The following is a 26099-nucleotide window of genomic DNA, read 5'->3' as shown; positions in this document are numbered from 1 at the left end:
GCACCGCTTCGCCGGGCGCACGCCCCGAAAGCCGCTTTTCGGGTCAGTAAGGTTCAGCTAGGTTAACGAAAACCCGACGAAGGTACGCTGCGTCCGGCTGGACAGGTGTATCGTTGCGATATGCGGCACTTCGTGACGAAGAACCGCCGGCGCCGCGGGAATGACAGTCAGACCGGGGGTGGAGATCATGTCGCCCGGTCGTCACGGGGTTTCGGGGGACGGGTATCATGCGCCGCTTTCGTCGTCGGGGAGATCATGCCGGCCGTCAGACCATCGGGCCGCGCCGGCCGGGGCGGCGGGGGGCGCTGGCCCAGGCGCTTGAACCACGGATGATGTTCGATGCCGCCGGTGTCGCCACCGCGGCAGAGGCGCTGCAGGACCAGGCGGCCCAGGATGCCGCGCAGGAACTGCACCCAGATACCGCCGCCGACGGCGGGGGCACCGATGCCGGCCATCCGGCCGATGCTCATGACGGCACGGCTCTGGTCGAAACCGCCGCCCAGGGTGGCGATGACGGATCGGATGTGACGGCGGCTCCGGCGGCGGGTGACCGTCGCGAGGTCGCCTTCATCGATACCCGTGTCACCGACTGGCAGACCCTGGCGGCGGGTCTGGCCGACGACGTCGAAATCGTGGTGCTGGATGCCGGCCGCGACGGGCTGGAACAGATCGCCGACTGGATGGCCGAACAGTCGGGGGCGGTCGATGCCGTCCATATCATTTCCGAAGGCAGTGTCGGCGAAATCTGGCTGGGATCTTCGACCCTCTCGGACAGGAATATCGACGACCGGGCCGGCGACCTGGCGGTGATCGGCGCCGGCCTGGCCGAGGATGGCGACATCCTGCTTTATGGCTGCGATGTCGCCGGTGGCAGCGACGGCCTGGCCTTTCTGGGCCGGCTGGCAGAGCTGACCGGCGCCGATGTCGCCGCCTCGGACGATGCCACCGGCAGCGTCGCCGCCAATGGCGGCGGCCGTTTCGGCGACTGGGATCTGGAGGTTTCGATCGGCCGGGTCGAGACCTCGATCGCGGTGACCGAAGACACCCGCGCCGGCTATGACGGGCTGATGGCGACCTTCACCGCCGGCACGGCGGCCCAGCTGGAAACCGCGATCATCAATGCCAATACCGCGGTCGGCACCGACCAGATCGACATCACCGCCAATCTCACGGTCTCTGCGGGCTTCAGCGCCATCACCGACAATGTGCTGATCCGTTCGGACGACACCACCACCCGGGTGCTGGATGCGGCCGGCCTGACCAATGGCAGCGTGTTCACCGTCACGGATGCCACGGTCACCTTTGCGCGGCTGCAGATCGAGAATGCGACCAGGACCTCGGGCGGCGGCGCCGGCATCAATTTCACCGCCTCCGGCTCGGACACGCTGACGCTGACCGACATCACCATGAACAATCTGACGGCCACGGAGGGCGGTGCCGTCTATATGGCCGGCGGCCAGCTGGCGATGACCGGCACCAACAGCTTCGTCGACAACCAGGCGACCAGCGGCGCCGGTGGCGCGATTTATATTTCCGGCGGCAATTTCATCCACACGGTCACCGGCCAGTTCACCACCAACACCGCGACCACCCAGGGCGGTGCGATCTATCAGACCAGTGCGGCCGGCGCCACGCTGAACGTCGCTGACAGCAGTTTCGATCAGAACAGTGCGACGAATGCCGGTGGTGCGATCCGCGTGGAGGGAAATACCTCCGGCAACATAACTTTTTCCGTAGCGGATAGCAGCTTTACCAACAACACGACTGCGGCGGGGGGGGCAATATCTGCCCGGACCGGCGGCGGCTCGACCACGATCGACCGGTCGACCTTCACAAGCAACGATGCGACAAGCGGCAGCACTGGGGGCGGCGCTCTCGACCTCGCGGACACGGCGACGGCGTCCGAAGCCTTCATCACCGACAGCACCTTCACGCAGAACACAGCCAATGCGACGAACGGCAACGGCGGTGCCATTTATAGCGGCGGCTCTGGGCGGATCGACCTCCAGATTGTCCGCTCGACCTTCGATCGGAATACCGCCAGTTCGGGAAGTGGCGGTGCGATCGCGATGCTCGGCACCAACAGCACCACCTCGGTGGTGAACTCTACCTTTTCGGGTAATTCGGCAACTTATGGTGGTGCGATCGAGAATTCCTCGGCGCTTACCGTGGCGCACAGCACCTTCTCGGGCAACAGCGCGACGAATGCCACCTATCAAGGTACCATCGATTCCTATGGCGGCTCGGTCAGCGTCAGCCATACGATTCTGGCCAACAACACCGGCCGGGGCGTGAACGTCACCGGCGGCACTACGACCAATGTCGGCTGGAACATCTATTACGGCAACAGTCTTGCCAATAACGGCTGGACCAGCGCCGGCACCGACAAGACCACCGATCCCAATCTGGGGGCGCTGGCGGATAATGGCGGCTATACCCAGACGATGAAGCCGGGCACCGGCAGCTCGGCGATCGATGCCGGCAATGCCTCGATCACCGGCCAGCCCGCCACCGACCAGACCGGCGCGACCCGCATTTCGGGCAGTGCCATCGATATCGGTGCGGTCGAGCTGGTGAACGACACAACCCCGGTGCTTGGCGGCTCGCAGACGGTGTCCTGGACCGAAGGCAACGCCCCGACCGTCGCGTTGCCCGGTATCACGGTCGCCGACGACGACGGCGACCTGATCACCTCGGCGAAGGTCTGGATCTCCAACCCCAAGGACGGCGACGTGCTCGCGATCACCTCGCCCGGGCCCTATAGTGCCAGCCTGGCAATGGAAGGCGGCTTCCTCGTCCTGACGCTGACCGGCAGCGGCACCGTGGCGCAGATGCAGGCGGCGCTGCGGACGGTCACCTATTCGTCCACCTCCGACGCCCCCACCTGGGGCAATACCGGATCGGCCTATACCCCCGATGCCGCCGGCTCGCGCATCCTCCGCGTCACCGTCACCGATGCCGACGGCGCCACCTCGGACGCGCTGATCGGCAGCGGCGTCGCCGTCACCAGCCTGGACGACGATCCGCCGGCGATTTCGGCCGACACCTTCGTCTATACCCCTGGTGCCTATTCAGGCAATAGCAGCTATGCGCAGTTCGCACCGGACCTGTTCCTCATCGACGACACGGCGATGATTAAATCGGCGACGGTGCAGCTGGTCGATGACCCGGACGATACCGCGGAGCGTCCGCGCATTGCGGGAACCTATGCTGGTATCACCATCTCGTATGATACGTACACCAAAACGCTGACCTTCACCGGCACGGCGTCGCTCAATACCTATCAGGAGGCTCTCCGCAACGTCGAGTACAAGAACACGTCGTCGGGGGCCACTGTCGATACGACCGACCGCACCATCCGCTATACCGTCACCGATGCCAATGATCAGGTCGGCACCTTCGATCTGACGATCGAGATCGACAAGACCCCGACGGTCGCCACCAATACCGGCACCACGGTTGCGGAGGGCGGATCGGGCAGCATCACCACCGCGATGCTGGAAGCCTCCGACGATTACGCCACCGGGGCGGATCTGATCTATACGGTGGCGGCGCTCAGTCATCTGACCGTGTCGCTCAACGGCAGCACGCTGTCGACCAACGGGACCTTTACCCAGCAGGATATCGACGACGGGCTCGTCACCTTCCAGCATGACGGCGGGGAAACTGCCGGCACCCTGACCTTCACGCTGAAGCAGTCGTCCGCAAACTATTCGGACTCGGTGCAGCATACCTTCACCGTCAGCACGACGCCGGTGAATGATGCGCCGGTGGTGAACGATACTTCGGCATCGCCGCTCTTCAGTGCCGGCGGCTCGCCGGTGGCGGTGGCCGAATCCGCTACGATCGTCGACGTCGACTCCGGCAATCTGACCAGCGTGGTCCTGACCCTGACCACCCGCCCGGGCGGGACGTCGGATCGTATCGCCATGTCGACCACGGGGGCGGACGATGCAAGTAACTACGGCATCAACGTCGCCTACAACAACGCCACGGGCACGCTGACCCTTTCGGGCACGGCCTCGGTCGCCCAATATCAGACCGTGCTGCGGGGCGTGGTCTATGCCTATACCGGCGCCGCTGCCTCCATGCCCGGCGGCGACCGTGTGGTCTCGATCGTCGCGACGGATGACAGCGGCGACAGTGCGACCCAGGCCAGCGCCGCCTTCGAACGCACGGTCGAGGTCGATGCCCCGCCGAAGGTCGACACCAACACCGGCACGACGCTGGACGAGGGTGGCTCCACCACCATCACCTCGGCGATGCTGTCGTCGTCGGATACCGAAGACACCGATCCGGCCGATGTCACCTATACCCTGACCACGGCGCCGGCCGCGGGCACGCTGAAGCGCAACGGTACTGCGCTGTCGGTGAATGACACCTTTACCCAGAAGGACATCGACGACGGGCTGCTGACCTACGAGCATGACGGCTCGGAAACCACGTCGGGCAGCTTCGGCTTCTCGGTGACGGATACGACCAACCACACCGTCAGCAGTCAGACCTTCGCGATCACCGTAACGGCCGTGAACGACGCGCCCGAAATCACGGCGCCTGCGTCGATCGACGTGACCGAAGACACCGAGACTGCGCTCACCGGCATTTCGATCAGTGATGCCGATGCCGGCACCGGCGAAGTGACGGTGACCTTCACGGTGGGTGAGGGTGAACTGGCCGCGACCAGCACCGCCGACGTCACGGTGGGTGGCACGGCGACCGCGCTGACGCTGACCGGCACGGTGGCCGACATCAACGCCTTCATCACGGGCAGTGCGCTGACCTTCACGCCGGTCGCCAATGCCAGCGGCGACGTGACCCTGACCGTCGATATCGATGATGGCGGCAATACGGGGTCCGGCGGGGCGAAGACCGACACGGCGACGGTGACGCTGGCGGTGTCGGCGGTGAACGACGCGCCGGAGATTACGGCACCGGCCACGATCGATGTGACCGAAGACGTGGAAACCGCGCTCACCGGCATCTCGATCAGTGATGTCGATGCCGGGACTGGCGATGTGACGGTCACGCTGGACGTCCTCACCGGGACCCTGTCCGCGACCAGCGGGTCGGGTGTTGTGGTCGGCGGCACGGCGACCAGTCTGACGCTGACCGGCACGGTGACCGCGATCAATGCCTTCATCGCCGCCAGCGGCGTCGGCTACACCACGGCGGCGAATGCGACCGCCGATGTGACGCTGACCGTGACCGTCGATGACGGCGGCAATACCGGCCCCGGCGGTGCGAAGACCGACAGTGCCACGATCACGCTCGACGTGACCGCGGTGAACGACGCGCCGGTCGTGACCGACCTGTCGGACTCGCCGGTCTATACAGCGGGCGGTGCGGCTGTGGCGGTTGTCGGCTCCGCGGCGCTGAGCGATGTCGATTCGGCCAATCTGACCAGTGTCGTGGTGACCTTCACCACCCGTCCTGGTGGTGCGTCTGACTATATGGGCCTGTTCGTGCCTGCGGCGAATTACGCCAACGACCATGGCATCAGCTACACCTTCAATGGAGGTGCTGGCACGTACACGCTCTCGGGCACGGCCTCGGTTGCCGACTACCAGACGGTGCTTCAGGGGCTCGCCTTCCTCTACACCGGCGCGTCGTCGACGATGCCGGGCGGCGACCGTGTGGTGTCGATCGTTGCCACCGACGACAGCGGCGACACGGATACGCAGACGAGTGTGGCGTTCGAGCGCACGATCGAGGTCAACGCCGCGCCGAAGGTCGACACCAATACCGGCACGACGGTGGACGAGGGCGGTCGACCACGATCACCTCGGCGATGCTGTCGTCTTCCGACAGCGAGGATACGGATCCGGCGGATGTCACCTACACGCTGACCACGGCGCCGGCGTCGGGCACGCTGAAGCTGGACGGCACCGCGCTTGAAGTGGGCGATACCTTCACCCAGAAGGATATCGACGACGGGCTTGTGACTTATGATCACGACGGTTCGGAAGGGGCGTCGGGCGGCTTCGGCTTCTCGGTCAAGGACACGACCAATCTGACGCTCAGCAGCCAGAGCTTCGCGATCACGATCACGGCGGTGAACGACGCGCCGGAGATCACGGCGCCGGCCTCGATCGACGTCACCGAAGACACCGAAACCGCGCTGACCGGCATTTCGATTTCGGATGCCGATGCCGGCACCGGCGAGGTGACGGTGACCTTCACGGTGGGTGAGGGTGAACTGGCCGCGACCAGCACGGCCGATGTGACGGTTGGCGGGACGGCGACGGCGCTGACGCTGACCGGCTCGGTGGCCGACATCAATGCCTTCATCGCGGCCAGCGCGCTGACCTTCACGCCCGCCGCCGACGCCACCGGCAACGTGACCCTGACCGTCGATGTCGACGACGGCGGCAATACCGGCTCCGGTGGGGCGAAGACCGACACGGCCACGGTGACGCTGGCGGTCTCTGCGGTGAACGACGCGCCGACCATCGACGGTTCGGAGGTCGCGCTGACCACCACCAACGAGAACACTCCTTCGACGACCTATTCGGTCAGCGACTGGCTGACCGATGTGAATTATGCCGATCCCGACAGCGGTGCGGTTTCGGGCATCGCGATCACCGGTATCGTCGGCAACGGCGCCTGGCAGTACACAACCGACGGCACCAACTGGTACGGGCTGGGCACGACGGCATCCGACGCTGCGGCCCTGCTGTTCGCAGCGACCACCCAGTTCCGCTTCATCCCCGACAACAACCGCGGCGGCCCGGCGTCGCTGACCTTCCGGGGCTGGGACCAGACCTCGGGCACGGCCACCAGCGGGGCCACGCTCCGGACGGGGGATGCGTCCAGCACCGGCGGCAGCACCGCCTATTCCGTGGAAGATTCCCGTGCGGGGATGGTCGTCACCCAGATCAACGACGCGCCGACCCTGTCGAACACCGATGTCACGCTGGACCCGATTGACCGCAACGACGTGTCGACGCCGGTGACCGTCAGTGACCTGCTCACCGATGCCGGCTATGGCGACGTCGATGCCAGCCCGTCTTCGGGTATCGCGATCACCGCGCTGACCGGCACCGGCAGCTGGGAATATTCGACCGACGGCACGAACTGGTATGCGGTCGGCACCGTGTCGGTGAATGCCTCGCTTCTGCTGGCGGCGGATGCCCAGCTCCGCTACGACCCGGCCGGTAACACGGCCGAGACCGCGACCATCTCGTTCCGCGCCTGGGACCAGACGATCGGCACCGCCACCAGCGGTTCCATCCGCGGCACCGCCGACACCACCATCACCGGCAGCTCCAGCGCCTATTCCTCGGCGCTCGCCACCGGCAGCATGGAGGTGACGGTCGTGAACGAGGCACCGGTGCTGACCGTGCCGGGCTCGCTGACCGTGAACGAGGACACCGATCTTCAGATCACCGGCATTTCGATCGCCGACACCGACGATCTCGGCCAGGATTACGTGCTGACGATCACCGCCCCGGGCGGTTCGTTCACCGTCACCGGCACCGCCGACGTCACCGTTGCGGCCGGCGGCCAGACCCTGATCCTCACCGGCAGCCGGGCCGATATCAACGCCTTCATTTCCGGCGGCAATGTGACCTACCGGCCGGGGGTGAACGTCACCGGTACGGTCGATCTCTCGGTCAGCGTCAGCGACCAGGACGCGGCCCTGCCGGGCACCGATGCCGAAACGATCACCGTGACCGTTGATCCGGTCAACGACGCGCCGGATGTCTACACCATCGACAACGGCGTCGATGTGGTCGGCATGCCCGAGCCGATCTCCAACCCGATCTGGATGCTGGATGCGCCGGGCGGCGGCCATTATGTGGTCAGCAGCCGCACCACCGGTGGGGATGCGTACCAGAATGTGCTGGTCTATCGCTACAACGCCGATGGCAGCATCGATACCAGCTATGGCACGGATGGTGCGGCCTATTTCACCGGCACGGTTCCGAGTGCCGTGAAGGTGCTGGACTCGGGCGAGCTGATCATTGCCGGCCGCGCGGTCTTCGACAGCTCGCTGGTGGTGACGCGTCTTGCGACCGATGGCAGCGTGGTGTCGGGCTTCCCGATCACCGTCATCCAGGCCTCATCGAGCTTCGGTCCGGTCGATATCGAAATCGACGGCAGCGACCGGATCTATGTCACGGCGACGCTGACGCCCACCTCGGGCGATACCAGCACCGTCGTATTCCGCTTCACCGCCGACGGCACCGCGGACGGCGTGTTCAATGTCGGCGCCAGCATTCCGGGCAGCGAGCAGGCCCTCGATTCGGTCATCCAGCCCGACGGCAAGGTCGTGACGCTGGCGGCCCAGGGCCGCGATCTGATCGTCTACCGCCACAATGCCGATCGCACGCTGGATACCAGCTTCGGAACCGGCGGTTATCTGATCATCGATACCGATCTCCTCGGCGGCGGCACCGGCGCCCAGGCGGTCAGCGTGCAGGCCGATGGCAGCATTCTGGTGGCGTCGGCGACCGAGGATTCCGGCCTCCCCGGCCAGCAGGTGCCGGTGATCTGGCGGCTGACCGCCGATGGTGCGCTGGATACCGGCTTTGGTGTGAACGGTGCCGTGACGGGGGAGGCGGCGCACACCGTCTCCTTCGCCTTCGCCCCGGATGGCGGCATCATCGTCGTCGGCACCATCTCCTTCGCCGCGGATATTTCGACGACGGTTCAGCGCTTTACCGCCGATGGCGTGCTCGATGCCGGTTTCGGCCGGGATGGCGGGTTCACGATCGGCGGCACCGAATTCCCGCTCAATCACACCTCGGTCCGGATCGACGCCGACACCGGCGAAATCCTGCTGGGCGGCGTCCATTACGACTCGGCATTGCAGCCGGCCGATATCTACTTCGCCCGCTATGACGCGACCGGCCAGCCGGTCTTCGATGCCGACCCGGCGGCCTATACCGAAAACGGCGCTGCGGTCGTCATTGCGCCGACGATTGCGGTCGACGATGTCGATCTGGGCGATGCCGACACGCTCGACGGTTTCACCGTCAGCCTCACGCGCGATGGCGGCGCCGACGGCCAGGATCAGTTCTCGGCAGCCGATGGCGGCACGCTCGATGCCCTGACCGAAGGCGATGCCCTTGTCGTCTCCGGCACCACCATCGGCACGGTGGTCACCAATTCGGCCGGCACGCTGGTGCTGTCGCTCAATGCCGCAGCGACCCGTGCGCTGGTGAACGAGGCGCTGCGCCAGATCGCCTATACCAATTCCAGCGACGCGCCAGCGGCCTCGGTCGATCTGGTCTGGACGGTGAATGACGGCAATAGCGGCACGCAGGGGACCGGCGGTGCGGCCGAGGGCACGCTGACGACCACCGTCGCCATCACCACCGTCAACGACGCGCCGGTGATCACCGTGCCGGCTGGTGCCACGATCACGGTCACCGAAGACACGGCCACGGCGATCACCGGCATTTCCTTTGCCGATGCCGATGCCGGCAGTGGCACGGTCGAGGTGACGCTGAGCGTCGACAAGGGCACGATCACCGCCACCAGCGGGGCGGGAGTGACGGTCACCGACGGCACCAAGGCGATCATGCTGTCGGGCACCATCGCCGACATCAATGCCTTCATCGCCGCCCAGGGCGTCACCTTCCAGACCGATACCGACGATACCGGTGATGTCACCCTGACCGTCGATATCGACGATCTGGGCAACAGCGGCGGCGCCTCTGAAACCGCCAGCGAGACGGTGACGATCACAGTCGACGCCGTCAACGATGCGCCCGATGTGACCACCATGCCCGATGGTGTGGTCGTCGTCGACGGGCCCGGGGACATGGACAGCGTCGGCGGGATCGTCGCCCTGCCTGACGGCAGTTACTACCAGTTCGGCGTCGATACCGATGTCGCGCCGAATATGATCGTGGTCGCGCGCTATGACGCCGACGGCAAGCTCGACACCAGCTTCGGCACCAATGGCGTCGTCACCCTGGACGGCGGCGGCACGTTCACGCCCGTGACCGCCCTGCTGCAGAGCAATGGCAAGCTGTTGATCTCTGGCACGGTCAGCCCGTCCGGTGGGACCACCGCCGCCGTGCTGATCAGCCTGAACGACGACGGCTCGATGGATGAGGGCTTCGGCACGAGCGGCGTCGTCCTCTTCAACGACGCCGGGGTGGAATTCTCGCTGTTCAAGGTGACGGTGGACGACACCGGCCGCATCCTGGTGGCGGGCATGAATTTCACCGGCGCCGCCGGCACCACCGATGGCCTGCTGTACCGGCTGCTTGCCGATGGCAGCATCGACGCCGCGTTCAACGGCGGTGCGCCGGTTGCGATCGATCTTGGCGGCAACGAGACGCTGCTGAGCGTCGCGGTCCAGGACGACGGCAAGATCGTCGTTGCCGGCGCCAATGACGATGGTGCCATACTTCAGCGCTACAACGCCGATGGCACGCTGGATACCGGCTTCGGCGGCAGCGGCACCGTCACGATCGACGATCCCGATATCTTCGAGAGCAGTATGATCGTTCTGCCGCAGTCCGCCGGCGGCATGGTCGTCGTGAACATCCATACCGATGCGGATACCGGACTGCCGGTCACCACGCTTGTGCGCCTGACTGATGACGGGTCGGTGGATGGCAGCTTCGGCAGCGGCGGCAGCCTGGTCTTCACCGGCAATCTGACCACCGATGCGACCCTGCTGGCCGATGGCAGCATGGTCTTCGTCGGCACCCATATGACGATCGACGGGGGCATCCCGTCCGCTACGGCCTCGATCATCAAGATCGGCGCCGACGGGCAGCTGGACACCAGCTTCGGGACCAATGGCGAAGTCACCTTCGGCGACGATCTGCGCAGCTTCACGATCTCGTCGCTCACCATCGACGACAATGGTGATCTGCTGCTGGGCGGCAGCTATCTGGGGTGCGGCTGCGGCGGCGATGAGATCTTCGCGGCGCGCTTCACCGCCGATGGTACGCCCGTCATCGGCTTCAACATGGATCCGACCCATGTCGAGGATGGCGGCTTCACCGCCATCGATCCCGAGATCGACATTTACGATCCCGAGCTGTGGCTGGTCGACAATCATGACGGCATGGTCATCACCATCACCCGCGATGGCGGGGCCGATGCCGACGACCTGTTCGGAGCGATCAGCGGCGGCACGCTGGGTGATCTGACCGAGGGTGAGGATCTGACGGTCGGCGGCACCGTGATCGGGACCGTCACGACCAATGCCGGCGGGACACTGGTCCTCACGCTCAATGCCGACGCCACCTATGATCTGGTGAACGAAGCGGCGAAGCAGATCGGCTATGCCACGGCGAACAATACGCCGCCCTCCTCTGTCGATCTGCTCTGGTCGGTCGATGACGGCAATACCGGCGCCCAGGGCTCGGGCGGCGCGCTGACCGGCACGCACGTCACTACCATGAACATCCAGGCCACGAATGATTCCCCCGTCGTGACCGACCTGTCGTCCTCGCCGGTCTATATGGCCGGTGGTGCGGCCGTGGCGGTTGTCGGCTCTGCGGCGCTCAGCGACGTCGACTCGACCATGTTGACCGGCGTTGTGCTGACCCTGACCACCCGCCCGGGCGGCACGTCGGACTATATGGGCCTGTTCGTGCCGGCGGCGAATTACGCCAACGACCATGGCATCAGCTATAACTACAATTCGGCGGCGGGCACGCTGACGCTTTCGGGCACGGCGTCTGTCGCCGACTACCAGACGGTGCTGCAAGGGGCGGCCTTCCTCTACACCGGCGCGTCGTCGACGATGCCGGGCGGCGACCGCGTGGTGTCGATCGTCGCCACCGACGACAGCGGCGACACGGATACGCAGACGAGTGTGGCGTTCGAGCGCACGATCGAGGTCAACGCCGCGCCGAAGGTCGACACCAACACCGGCACGACGGTGGACGAGGGCGGTTCGACCACGATCACTTCGGCGATGCTGTCGTCTTCCGACAGCGAGGACACGGATCCGGCGGACGTCACCTACACGCTGACCACGGCGCCGGCGTCGGGCACGCTGAAGCTGGACGGCACCGCGCTTGAAGTGGGCGATACCTTCACCCAGAAGGATATCGACGACGGGCTCGTGACTTATGATCACGACGGTTCTGAGACGGCGTCGGGCAGCTTCGGCTTCTCGGTGAAGGACACGACCAATCTGTCGGTCACCGGTCGGACCTTCGCGATCACGATTTCGGCGGTGAACGACGCGCCGGAGCTGACGGCGCCGGCTTCGATCGACGTCACCGAAGACACGGAAACCGCGCTGACCGGCATCTCGATCTCTGATGCCGATGCGGGCAGCAGCGATGTGACGGTGACCTTCACGGTGGGTGAGGGCACGCTTGCCGCGACCAGCACGGCCGATGTGACGGTTGGCGGCACGGCGACGGCGCTGACGCTGACCGGTACGGTTGCGGATATCAACGACTTCATCACGGGCAGCGGGCTGACCTTCACGCCGGATGCGGAAGCCAGCGGCGATGTGACGCTGACGATCGATGTGGATGACGGCGGCAACACCGGCTCCGGTGGCGCCAAGACCGACACCGCTACGGTGACGCTGTCGGTGTCGGCGGTGAACGACGCGCCGGAGATCACGGCGCCGGGCTCGATCAGCGTGACCGAGGACGTCGCAACCGCGCTGACTGGTATCTCGATCAGTGATGCCGATGCCGGCAGCAACGATGTGACCGTCACGCTGGAGGTCGCCACCGGGACCCTGTCCGCGACCAGCGGTTCGGGTGTTGTGGTGGGCGGTACGGCGACCAGCCTGACGCTGACCGGCACGGTTACCGCGATCAATGCCTTCATCGCCGCCAGCGGCGTCGGCTACACCACGGCAGCGAATGCGACTGCCGATGTCACCCTGACCGTGACCGTCGACGACGGCGGCAACACCGGCTCGGGCGGGTCGCAGACCGACACCGCGACGGTGACGTTGGAGGTGACGGCCGTGAATGATGCGCCGGAGCTGACGGCGCCGGCCTCGATCGACGTGACCGAAGACACCGAAACCGCGCTGACCGGCATTTCGATTTCGGATGTGGATGCCAGCACCGGCGAGGTGACGGTGACCTTCACGGTGGGTGAGGGTGAACTGGCCGCGACCAGCACGGCCGATGTGACGGTTGGCGGGACGGCGACGGCGCTGACGCTGACCGGCACCGTTACCGACATCAATGCCTTCCTCTCGGGTGGTGCGCTGACCTTCACGCCTGTGGCGAACGCCAATGGCGACGTGACCCTGACCGTCGATATCGATGACGGCGGCAACACGGGCTCTGGCGGAGCGCGGACCGACACGGCCACGGTGACGCTCTCGGTCTCTGCCGTGAACGATCAGCCGACGGCACCCGTTCTCGACAATGACGAGGTGGACGAGAACGACGCCGGCGCGGTCATCGGCCGCGTGACCGCGACCGATGCCGATGGCGATACGCTGACCTATACGGTCGATGATGCGCGCTTCGAGATCGTCAGCGTCGACGGCGTCCAGCTGCTCCGGCTCAAGGAGGGGGTCAGCCTCGACTACGAAACCGAGCCGACCGTCGATCTGGTGCTGACGGTCACCGACCCGGACAACGCCTCCAACGCCACCAATGTGACCATCACCATCCGCGACGACGGCGTGATCACGCCGCTGCCGGTGCTGACCGGCGGCAATGTCACCGAGAACGATACCGGTGCGGTGGTCGGCACCCTGCCGACGCTCGACGGCATCAGCTATACCGTCGACGACACCCGCTTCGAGATCGTCGAAAGCGACGGCCGGACCGTGCTGAAGCTGAAGGACGGCATCTCACTCGACCGCGAGGCCGCCGCCGAGGTGACGGTCACGATCACCGCGACCGATGCGGATAACGAGACCCGCACCGCCGATGTGCTGATCCGGGTCGCGAATGTGAACGAGGCGCCGTCGCAGCCGGTGCTGACCGGCGGCACCGTGGCCGAGAATGCCGCGGGGGTTGCCGTCGGCACCCTCGCCTCCACCGATCCCGATGCCGGCGACACCCTGACCTATACCGTCGACGACAGCCGGTTCGAGGTGGTGGGCAATGTCCTGAAGCTGAAGGACGGCGTGAGCCTGGATCGCGAGGCGGCGGCGACCATCGACCTTGTGGTGACGGTGACCGATGGCGACGGGCTGACCGCAGAGCGGACGGTGACCGTGACGGTCTCCAACGTCAACGAGGCGCCCTCGGTGCCGGTGTTCACCGGCGACGGGACGGTTGCCGAGAATGACGCCGGCGCGGCGATCGGCACGGTCACGACCTCCGATCCGGATGTCGACGACCTGGCCGGCCTGTCGGTCGACGATGCCCGGTTCGAAATCGTCGATGGCCAGCTGAAGCTGAAGGACGGCGTCTCGCTCGATCACGAGTCCGAGCCGACCATCACCCTGGTGCTGACCGCAACCGATGGCGGCGGTCTGACCGCCACCCGGCTGCTGATGCTGACGGTGACCGATGTCAACGAAGCGCCGAATGCCCCGGTGCTCGATGGCAATGTGGTCGTCGAGAACGACATCGGCGCGGTGATCGGCAATGTCAGCGGCGGCGACCCGGATGACGGGGACAGCGTCACCTATACCGTCGACGACGCCCGTTTTGAGATCGTCGGCGGCCAGCTGAAGCTGAAGGATGGCGAGTATCTCGATTACGAGGCCGCGACCTCGGTCGATCTGGTGATCACCGCCACCGATGTGGCGGGGCTCCAGACCCAGAGCACGGTTTCGGTCAAGGTGCTCGACGACACCAACAGTGCGGCCACGCCTGTTCTCAGCAACACCACCGTCACCGAGAACGAGGCCGGGGCCGTGATCGGCACCCTGCCGGTGGCGACGCTCAACGGCTATATCGTCGATGATGCCCGCTTCGAAGTGGTCTTCATCGGCATGACGCCGACCCTGAAGCTCAAGGACGGCATTTCGCTCGACCACGAGGCCGAGCCGACGGTGACGCTGCAGATCACCTCGATCTACGTCAACGACGATGCCAAGACCGGCACCTTCGTGATCACGGTCGCCGATGCCAATGAGCAGGTCGGCGCACCGGTGCTCGACAACGACAGCGTGGCCGAGAATGCCGAAGGTGCGGTGATCGGCCGGGTGAGCGCGACCGATCCGGATGATGCCTCGACCAGCTTCGGCCAGAAGACCTTCACGGTCGACGATGCCCGCTTCGAGATCGTGGACGGCCTTCTGAAACTGAAGGACGGCGTCAGCCTCGATCACGAGACCGAGGCGACGGTGACCCTCAACATCCAGGTCACCGATGGCGGCGGTCTGAGCGACAGCCTGGTTGCCACGATCAATGTCACCGACCTGAACGAAACCCCCTCCACCCCGGTGGTGTCGGGTGCGACGGTGGCGGAGAACGCGGCGGGTGCCGTGATTGGCACCGTCACCTCCACCGACCCGGATGCCGGCGACGACCTCACCTACACCGTGAACGACGATCGCTTCGAGATCGTCGATGTCGCGGGCGACATGGTGCTGAAGCTGAAGGACGGCGTGTCGCTGGATCACGAGGCCGCGGGCTCCGTGGCGCTGGTGATCACCGCCACCGATACCGGCGGCCTTTCGGCCGAGCGCGTGATGCTGGTCACGGTGACCGACGTCAACGAGGCCCCGACCACGCCGGTGCTGTCCTCCGACACCGTCCAGGGCGGTGACGCCGGCGCGATCGTCGGCCGCGTGACCGCGACCGATCCGGATGATGCGACCACGCAGGAAGGCCGTCTGACCTTCAACGTCGACGACAGCCGGTTCGAGATCGTCGGCGACATGCTGAAGCTGAAGGCGGGCGAAAGCCTGTCGGTGGGTGACGAGCCGACCGTCAGCCTGGTCATCACCGCAACCGACGGGCTTGGCCTCGCCTCGACGCAGACGGTCGTGCTGACCGTGCTGCCCGATGCCACGCCGCCGGTGCCGGCCCTGCCCGATGGCATCGTCTCTGAAAACACCCCCGGCGGGGTGATCGGGCCGGTGCGGTTCACCGATCCGGTCGATCCGGGTGTGGATGTGTCTCTGACGGTCGATGATGCCCGCTTCGAGATCGTCGACGTCGATGGTGTGCCGACCCTGAAGCTGAAGGACGGTATCAGCCTCGACCGCGAGGCGGAGGCCTCGGTCACGCTGGTGATCACCGCCACCACCATCGAGGGCAGCCGTTCCAATGTCGTGGTGATCGCCGTCGACAATGTGAACGAGACCCCGACCCAGCCGGTTCTGACCGGCGCGACGGTGGCTGAGAATGCGGCCGGTGCCGAGATCGGGACCGTGACCGGGTCCGACCCCGATGCCGGCGATACGCTGACCTTCACGGTCGACGACGACCGGTTCGAGATCGTCGACGGCAGCCTGAAGCTGAAGGACAGCATCAGCCTCGACTATGAGACGGAAGCCTCGGTCGATCTGGTGATCACCGCGACGGATGCGGATGGCCTGACGGCCACGCGCAGCGTGACGATCACCGTCACCGACGTGAACGAGGCCCCGGCGCAACCGGTGCTCTCGGGCTCGACGGTGGCCGAGAATGCGGCTGGCGCCGTGATCGGCACTGTGACCGGGTCTGATCCGGATGATGGCGACAGCATCACCTTCACGGTCGACGACGATCGGTTCGAGATCGTCGACGGCAGCCTGAAACTGAAGGACGGCATCGCGCTCGACTACGAGACCGAGCCGAGTGTCAATCTGGTGATCACTGCCACCGACGGGGACGGGCTCACCGCCACCCGTGCCGTGACCATCACCGTCGTCGATGACGGCATCGTCGCGCCGACCCCGGTGCTGGATGGCGGCATCGTGGCCGAGAATGCGGCCGGGGCGATCATCGGCTCGCTGCCTGATATCGGCGACGGCAGCTATGCGGTTGACGATGCCCGCTTCGAGATCGTCGAGCGCGACGGCGTCCAGCTTCTGAAGCTCAAGGACGGCATCTCGCTCGATCACGAAGCGGCGGCCGAGGTCGTGGTACGCCTGACCGCCACCGGCGGCGATGGCGGCACGGCCGAGGGTGACGTCACCATCCGTGTCACCGATGTCAACGAGGCCCCGGCCCAGCCGGTGCTCGATGCCGCGACCGTGGCCGAGAATGCGGCGGGTGCCACGATCGGCCGGGTGACCGCGACCGATCCGGACGATCCGACGGTGAGCTTCGGCCAGAAGACCTTCACCGTCGACGACGCCCGGTTCGAGATCGTGGGCGGCGTGCTGAAGCTGAAGGACGGTGTGTCCCTCGACCACGAGGCTGCGGCGAGCATCGACCTGGTGCTGACCGTCACCGATGGCGGCGGGCTCACCGCCAGCCGCACGGTTACCATCACCGTGACCGATGTGAACGAGGCGCCGGCCCAGCCGGTGCTCTCGGGTGCGACGGTGGCCGAGAATGCGGCCGGCGCCGTGATCGGCACGGTGACCGGCAGCGATCCGGATGCGGGTGACATGCTGACCTTCTCGGTCGACGACAGCCGCTTCGAGATCGTCGACGGCACGCTCAAGCTGAAGGACGGCATCGCGCTCGATCACGAGGTCGAGGCGTCGGTGCAACTGACCATCACCGCGACCGATGCGGCCGGGCTTGCCGCCAGCCGCAGCGTGACCATCACGGTCGGCGATGTGAACGAGGCACCGACGGCACCGGCGCTCGACGGTAACTCGGTGGTCGAGAACCTGCCCGGGGCGGTGATCGGCGTGGTGTCGGCCGGCGACCCTGATGCCGGCGACACGCTCACCTACACGGTCGACGATGCCCGCTTCGAGATCGTGGGCGACGTGCTGAAGCTGAAGGCCGGCGTCTCTCTCGACTTCGAGACCGAGCCCTCGGTCGATCTGGTGATCACCGCCACCGATGCGGGCGGCCTCGCCACCAGCACCACGGTGCAGGTGACGGTGGTCGACGACGGCGTGACCGCACCGCTGCCGGTGCTGAGCGGCGGCGTGGTGGCCGAGAATGCCGCCGGCGCCCTGATCGGCACGCTGCCGGGCGGGGCCGGGGTCTCCTACACGGTCGACGATGCCCGCTTCGAGATCATCGATCGCGACGGCGTGCCGACGCTGAAGCTGAAGGATGGGGTCTCGGTCGACCACGAGGCCGAGGCGAGCATCACGCTCCGCATCACCTCAGAGGTCAGCGAGGGCGACACCGCGACCGCGGAGGTGCTGATCCGGGTTACCGACGTCAACGAGGCGCCGGCGGCACCGACCGTCGGCGGCTCCAGCCTGCCCGAGAACACCGCCGGTGCGGTGGTCGGCCGGGTGAGCGCGGTTGATCCCGATGATGCGGCAACCTCTGCCGGGCAGCTGACCTATACGGTCGACGATACGCGCTTCGAGATCGTCTCGGGCGTGCTGAAGCTGAAAGACGGCATCACCCTCGATCACGAGGCCGAGCCCTCGGTCGATCTGGTGCTGACCGTCATCGATGGCGGCGGGCTTACCACCAGCCGCACGGTTACCATCACCGTGACCGATGTGAACGAAGCCCCGGCCCAGCCGGTGGTCTCGGGCACGACCGTCACCGAGAATGTGGCGGGCGCGGTGGTCGGCACCGTCAGCGGCACCGATCCGGATGCCGGCGACACGCTGACCTTCACGGTCGACGACGCCCGGTTCGAAATCGTCTCGGGCGTGCTGAAGCTGAAGGACGGCGTGTCGCTCGACCACGAGACGACCGCCGAGCTGACGCTGGTCGTCACCGCAACCGACGCAGGCGGTCTCACCGCCTCGCGGCTGGTGACGGTGGCGGTGGCCGATGTGAACGAGGCCCCGGCTGCCCCCACCCTCGACGGGTCGGTGGTGCCGGAGGGCGTGGCCGGCGCCGGCATCGGCATGGTGACAGCGACCGATCCCGATGATGACGCGCTGACCTACACGGTCGACGATGCCCGGTTCGAAATCGTCGATGGCGTGCTGAAGCTGAAGGACGGCATCAGCCTGGATGCCGAGACCGAGGCATCGATCGATCTGGTGATCACCGCGACCGATCCGGACGGGCTGTCGGCATCGGCCACGGTGACGATCACCGTGCTCGACGACGGCGTCACCCCGACCGTGCCGGTGCTGACCGGGCGGACGGTGGCCGAGAATCTGGCCGGCGGTGTGATCGGCACCCTGCCGGACCCGAATGGCGGCAGCTTCTCGGTGGATGATGCCCGGTTCGAGATCGTCGACCTGGACGGCACCTGGACGCTGAAGCTGAAGGATGGCGTGTCCCTCGACCACGAGGCCGAGGCCTCGGTTCGCCTGGTCATCACCTCGACCGCGGTCGACGACACCACGTTGTCGAGCACGGTGACGATCACCGTCAGCGATGTGAACGAGGTGCCGGGCGCGCCTGCGCTCGATGGCGGCACGGTCGCCGAGAATGCCGCCGGCGCGGTGGTCGGCCGGGTGACCGCAAGCGATCCCGACAGCGGCAGCACGGCCAATGGCCGGCTGACCTATACGGTCGACGATGCCCGGTTCGAGATCGTGGGCGGCGTGCTGAAGCTGAAGGACGGCGTGTCCCTCGACCACGAGGCCGCGGCGACGGTCGATCTGGTGCTGACCGTCACCGATGGCGGCGGGCTCACCGCCAGCCGCACGGTGACCATCACGGTTTCGGATGTGAACGAGGCCCCGGCGACGCCGTCGGTTTCAGGCACCGAGGTGGCCGAGAACGCGCCCGGTGCCGTGATCGGTGCGGTGACCTGCACCGATCCGGATGGCGATGCGCTGACCTATACGGTCGACGACAGTCGCTTCGAGATCGTCGATATCGACGGTGTCCAGACCCTGAAGCTGAAGGACGGCATCGCGCTCGACCATGAGAGCGACCCGACCGTGACCCTCGTGGTCACTGCCCGCGATCCGGGCGGTCTGGCGACGGCGATGATCGTCACGCTGGCGGTCGGCGATGTGAACGAGGCGCCGACGGTGCCGGTGGTGACCGGCGATGCGGTGCAGGGCGGTTCGGAAGGTGCGATCGTCGGCCGGGTGTCGGCGAGCGATCCGGATGATCCGCTCACCGCCAACGGCCGGCTGACCTATACGGTCGACGATGCGCGGTTCGAGATCGTCGGCGGCGTGCTGAAGCTGAAGGATGGCGTGGTCATCTCCGCGGCCGACGAGGCTTCGGTGAGCCTGGTGATTACGGTCACCGACGGTGGCGGGCTTTCGGCCTCGACCACCGTCGATCTGACCGTGCGCCCCGACACCACCCCGCCGGTGCCGGTGATCGCCGATGGCCGGGTGCCCGAGAATGCGCCGGGTGCCGTGGTCGGCGTGATCGGCTTCCTCGAGGATGTTGATCCGGGTGTGGACGTCACCGTTGCGGTTGACGATGCCCGCTTCGAGGTCGTCACACAGGATGGCAGCTTCGTGCTGAAGCTGAAGGACGGTGTGGCGCTCGATCACGAGGCGGCCGACCGGGTCACCCTGCTGCTGACCACCACCACCATCGAGGGCACCCGCTCGTCGGTCGTGACCATCGCGATCGGCGATGTGAACGAGGCGCCCTCGGCCCCTGTGCTCTCCGGGACCGTGGTGCCCGAGGATGCCCAGGTGATCGGCCGGGTGACCGCGACGGATCCGGATGCGGCCGAGACCCTGACCTTCTCGGTCAACGATCCGCGCTTCGAGATCGTCGACGGTGAGCTGCGACTGGTGGCGGGTGAGACCCTGGACCACGAGGGCGAGCCCTTCGTCGACCTGGTGATCACCGTCACCGACAAGGGCGGGCTCACTGCCTCGACCGCGGTGCGGCTGACGGTCACCGATGTGCCGGAAGCGCCGACCACGCCGGTTCTGGAGGGTGGCGACATCCCCGAGAACGAGCCGGGCGTGGCGATCGGCACGGTCACCGCGGATGATCCGGACGGCAAGGGCCTGACTTTCACCGTCGATGACGACCGCTTCGAGGTCGTGGGCGGCGTGCTGAAGCTGAAGGACGGGGTGTCGCTGGACTACGAGACCGAAGGTTCGGTGAGCGTCGTGATCACGGCGACCGCGGCCAACGGCTTCTCGGCTTCCGAAACCTATGTCCTCCAGGTGCTGGACGGCAACGACGCCCCGACGGCGCCGGTGCTGGACGGCAGTTCGGTGCCCGAGAACCAGGCCGGTGCCGTGATCGGCACGGTCACCGCCACCGATCAGGATGTCGATGACGAGCTGACCTTCACGGTCGACGACGACAGGTTCGAGATCGTCGACGGCCAGCTGAAGCTGAAGGATGGTGTCTCGCTCGACTACGAGACCGAGCCCACGGTGACGCTGGTGCTGACGGTCACCGACCGCGAGGCGGTGTCGGTGTCCACCACCGTCACCATCGGTGTGATCGACGACGGTATCGTTCCGCCGACGCCCGTGCTCGACGGCACCACGGTGCCCGAGAATGCGGAAGGCGCCGTGGTCGGTACCCTGCCGGATGTGGCAGGGGCCAGCTACACGGTCGACGATGCCCGCTTCGAGGTCGTCGAGCTGGACGGCACCTGGACACTGAAGCTGAAGGACGGCATCGCCCTCGACCACGAGGCGGCGGCGGAGATCACGCTTCGTATCACCGCCAGCGGTGCCGATGGCGGCACGGTATCCGCCCTGGTGCTGGTGCGGGTGCTGGATGTCGACGAGGCCCCGGCCGCGCCGGTGCTGGATGGCGACACGGTTGCCGAGAATGCTGCCGGCGGCGTGATCGGTCGGGTGACCGCCACCGATCCGGATGGGGCCGACACCGGCAATGGTCGTCTGACCTATGGTGTCGACGATGCCCGGTTCGAGATCGTCGGCGGCGTGCTGAAGCTGAAGGATGGCGTCGCGCTCGACCATGAGGCGGAGCCCGTCGTCGATCTGGTGATCACCGTCACCGACGGCGGCGGCCTGACCGCCACCCGCAGCGTGACCATCACCGTCACCGACGTGAACGAGGCCCCGGCGGCGCCGGTGGTCTCGGGCAGCTCGGTTGCCGAGAATGCGGCCGGGGCCGTGATCGGCAGCGTGACGGCCGGCGATCCCGACGGCGACGCGCTGACCTTCACGGTCGACGACGCCCGGTTCGAGATCGTCGACGGCCAGCTGAAGCTGAAGGACGGCATCGCGCTCGATCACGAGGCCGAACCCTCGGTCGCGCTGGTGCTGACTGCAACCGATGCCGGGGGCCTCTCGGCCACCCGGGTGGTCGTGGTGACCGTGACGGATGTCAACGAGGCCCCGGCGCAGCCGGTGCTCTCGGCCAGCCTGGTGGGTGAGAACCAGCCGGGGGCGGTGATCGGCACTATCTCGGCCAGCGATCCGGACGGCGATGCGCTGACCTTCAGCGTCGACGATGCCCGGTTCGAGATCGTCGACGGTCAGCTGAAGCTGAAGGATGGCGTCGCCCTCGACTTCGAGACCGAACCCACGGTCGATCTGGTCATCACCGCGCAGGATGCGGGGGGCCTGACCAGCAGTCTGACCGTGACCATCACCGTGGTCGATGACGGCATGCAGCCGGTAGTGCCGGTGCTGACCGGCAGCACGGTCGCCGAGAACGCGGCCGGGGCCGTGATCGGGACGCTGCCCGACCCCGAGGGCGGCAGCTTCACGGTCGATGATGCCCGGTTCGAGATCGTCGAGGCCGATGGCAGCTTCGTGCTGAAGCTGAAGGACGGTATCGCGCTCGACCACGAGGCGGCGGCCACCATCGATCTGGTCATCACCTCGACCGATATCGAAGGCCACAGCCTCGACGCCCCGATCACCATCCGGGTCACCAATGTGAACGAGGCCTCCGGCGGCGCCGGTGCTGGCGGGTGACACGGTCGCCGAGAATGCTGCCGGCGGCGTGATCGGCCGGGTGACGACCACCGATCCGGATGCGGGCGATCGGGCGAGCTATGCCGTGGACGATGCCCGGTTCGAAATCGTGGGCGGCGTGCTGAAGCTGAAGGACGGCGTCACCCTCGATCACGAGGCGGAGCCTGTCGTCGATCTGGTGATCACCGTCACCGATGCGGGCGGGCTGACGGCCACCCGCAGCGTGACGATCACCGTCACCGATGTGAACGAGGCCCCGGCGGCGCCGGTGGTCTCGGGCAGCACGGTGGCCGAGAATGCGGCCGGGGCCGTGATCGGTACGGTTACGGCGACCGACCCCGACGGCGATGCGCTGAGCTATGCGGTCGACGATGCGCGGTTTGAGATCGTCGACGGCCAGCTGAAGCTGAAGGACGGTATCGCGCTCGATCACGAGGCCGAACCCTCGGTGACGCTGGTGCTGACTGCAACCGACGGCGACGGCCTTGCCACCACCAGCCTGATCACCCTCGCCGTGACCAACGTCAACGAGGCGCCGACCGCGCCCGCGGTGGCGGGGGATGCGGTGCAGGGCGGCGAGGCCGGTGCGGTGGTCGGCCGGGTGACGGCCGGCGATCCGGACCGGGGCGACGCGCTGACCTATACGGTGGATGATGCCCGCTTCGAGGTCGTGGACGGCGTGCTGAAGCTGAAGGACGGCGTCACGCTCGACGCCGGCGATACGGCGAGCGTCGATCTGGTGGTGACGGTCACCGACCGCGGCGGGCTTTCGGCCGCCACGGCGATCACCGTCACCGTGCGGGCCGATGCCACCCCGCCGGTGCCGGTTCTGGCCGATGGCCGGGTCGACGAGAACACCCAGGGCGGCATCGTCGGCGCGGTGGGCTTCCTGGAAGACGTCGATCCGGGGGTCGAGGTCACGCTGTCGGTGAACGACGCCCGGTTCGAGATCGTCGAGATCGACGGCCAGGCGGTGCTGAAGCTGAAGGACGGGGTCTCCCTCGACCACGAGGCGGCCGACCGGATCACGCTGGTGATCACGGCGACCACCATCGAGGGCAGCCGCAGCGCCGCGGTGGTGATCGCGGTCGGCGACGTGAACGAGGCGCCGGCGGTGCCGGTGATCGACAACCGCACCGTCGCCGAGAACGCGCCGGGGGCGGTGGTCGGCACCATCACCGTCAGCGACCCGGATGCGGCGGCGAGCGATTTCGGCAGCCTGGAAGTCTCGGTCGACGATGCCCGCTTTGAGGTGGTGGAACGCGACGGCGCGCTGGTTCTGAAGCTGAAGGACGGTGTCTCGCTCGACCACGAGGCCGGGCTTGGGGTGACGCTGACGCTCACCGTCACCGATGGCGGCGGTCTCTCCACCAGCCGGACGGTCGAGATCCTGGTCACCGACGTGGCCGAGGCGCCGACGGCGCCGGTGCTGGACGGCGCGACGGTGGCCGAGAATGCCCCCGGCGCGGTGATCGGCACGGTTTCGGCCAGCGATCCGGATGTGGGCGAGCCGCCGGTCATCACCGTCGACGATGCCCGCTTCGAGATCGTCGACGGCCAGCTGAAGCTGAAGGACGGCCTTGCGCTCGATCACGAGGGCGAGCCGACCGTGACGCTGGTGCTGACCGCGACCGACGCCACCGGCCTTGCCACCAGCACGACCGTGGTGATCACGGTCGGCGACGTGAACGAGGCCCCCTCGGCGCCGGTGCTGCTCGACGATCGGGTCGGTGAGAACGAGCCCGGCGGCGTGGTCGGCGGCGTCTCGGTCGACGATCCCGATCTGGGCGACACCGTCACCGTCACGGTCGACGATGCCCGCTTCGAGGTGGTCGAGGTCGATGGTGCGCTGGTCCTGAAGCTGAAGGACGGCGTGTCGCTCGACTACGAGACCGACGGCACCATCGATCTTGTCCTCACCGCCACCGATGCGGGCGGGCTGACCGCAAGCCGCAGCGTGACCATCACGGTCGGCGATGTGGACGAGAGCCCGAGCGCGCCGGTGCTGGATGGCGGCAGCGTGGCCGAGAACGCGGCCGGCGGCATCATCGGCCAGGTCTCGGTCGACGATACCGGCGTGCCCGGCGAGGTCACCTGGACGGTCGACGACGATCGCTTCGAGATCGTCGAGGTGGATGGCGTCCAGACGCTGAAGCTGAAGGACGGCGTGTCTCTTGACCACGAGGCCGAGGGCTCGGTCCGGCTGGTGATCAGCGTCACCAATGCCGGCGGCATCACCGCCCGCAGCGTGGTCGACATCGCGGTCACCGACGTCAACGAGGCACCGGTTCTGGCCGAACCCGGGACCGTCCGGATCCTTGCCACCGGCCAGGTGGTGATCGACGGGTCGGTGCTGGAGGCGACGGATCCGGATGGCGATGCGCTGGTCTTCCGCTTCGACGGCGAGACCCGCTACGGCACCTTCTATCTGAACGGCGTGGCGCAGAGTGCGGGCTTCACGGTCTCGGCCGCCGACATCGCCGCGGGCCGGCTGGTCTATCGACCGAGTGTCGAGACCGCCGCAGCCGGTGCGCCCGGCCGGCCGGACTTCGTCGAGACGGTGACCGTGACGGCAGGCGACGGCGCGCTGGAAAGCGGGTCGGTCACCCTGACCGTTGCGATCGAGCCGATCCCGGTCGACGTCCTGCCGGAAGAGAACGAGGTGCCGGTGGCGGTGGTCATCCCGATCCCGCCGGACGTCACCCTGGCCGAGTCGACGTTCGGCCGGATCGAACTGGTGTTGCGCGATCGCTTCTATGAGACCGCGATCGTCGAATATGCCCGCGAGGCCCATCGTGCGGCTTCGGGCTTCGAGCGCGAGCGGATCCTGGGCGACTACACGGCGCTGATGGCCCGCAGCCTGATCGCGGATCTGGGTATCGACACCACCTTCGACAGCGAACTGGTCACCACCTTCTTCGGCGATCTGCTGCGCCGGCTGGACGCTATTGCGGCGAGCGGCGTATCGGTCGACAAGGTGATGATCAATGTGGTGCGCGAGGGGCAACCGGTGCCGGCCGAGGCGGGTCCGCCGGTCGTCTTCCCGGCCGAGGCACTGCCGCAGCCGCCGGCACCTGCCGAGGGTGAGACCGAGCAGGGCGAGGTCCCGGAAGGCGAGGGGCAGCAGGGGGCGGATCTTCGCGGCCAGACCGCGGACGATACGCTGGCCTGGATCGAACCCGATCTGGTGCTGCTCGCCCGGCTGATCGATGGTGACGACGCCGCGACCGATGCGGTCCTGGCGGAGGCCGGCTTCTCTGCCAGCCTGCGCCAGGCGGCAACCAGCTTCGACCGCGAGGTCGAGGCCCTGGCCGGGGCACTGGGACAGGGGCCTGCGGTGAGGGTTGCGCGTGGCTGACAGGACGACTGC

The 26099-nt window shown here is 67.0% G+C and carries 3 protein-coding genes; all 3 read left to right on the top strand.

All coding sequences use genetic code 11. The features are described 5' to 3' along the window. Positions 1 to 227: 227 nt before the first annotated feature. The 3 genes from TMO_RS28275 to TMO_RS28265 are packed head-to-tail and all read left to right on the top strand — an operon-like array spanning position 228 to position 26087. Complete coding sequence (locus TMO_RS28275; RefSeq protein ID WP_014748495.1) at positions 228 to 5846, top strand: DUF4347 domain-containing protein; 5619 nt, start codon at positions 228 to 230, stop codon at positions 5844 to 5846. Continuing rightward, a complete protein-coding gene (locus TMO_RS28270; protein WP_041607685.1) occupies positions 5789 to 22729 on the top strand; it encodes a tandem-95 repeat protein in 16941 nt (5646 codons plus the stop codon). The genes TMO_RS28275 and TMO_RS28270 overlap by 58 nt, the downstream gene beginning before the upstream one ends. Then, complete coding sequence (locus tag TMO_RS28265; RefSeq protein ID WP_014748493.1) at positions 22716 to 26087, top strand: cadherin repeat domain-containing protein; 3372 nt, start codon at positions 22716 to 22718, stop codon at positions 26085 to 26087. The genes TMO_RS28270 and TMO_RS28265 overlap by 14 nt, the downstream gene beginning before the upstream one ends. Positions 26088 to 26099: the final 12 nt, after the last annotated feature.

This window comes from Tistrella mobilis KA081020-065 (genome assembly GCF_000264455.2).
GTDB classification, from domain to species: Bacteria; Pseudomonadota; Alphaproteobacteria; order Tistrellales; family Tistrellaceae; genus Tistrella; species Tistrella mobilis.
This window is presented reverse-complemented; position numbering and strand designations above follow the sequence as displayed.

Bases quoted from the DNA above. Each gene is read 5' to 3' on its own strand.
- TMO_RS28275 (WP_014748495.1), top strand. From the start codon at position 228: ATGCGCCGCTTTCGTCGTCGGGGAGATCATGCCGGCCGTCAGACCATC.
- TMO_RS28270 (WP_041607685.1), top strand. From the start codon at position 5,789: ATGCTGTCGTCTTCCGACAGCGAGGATACGGATCCGGCGGATGTCACC.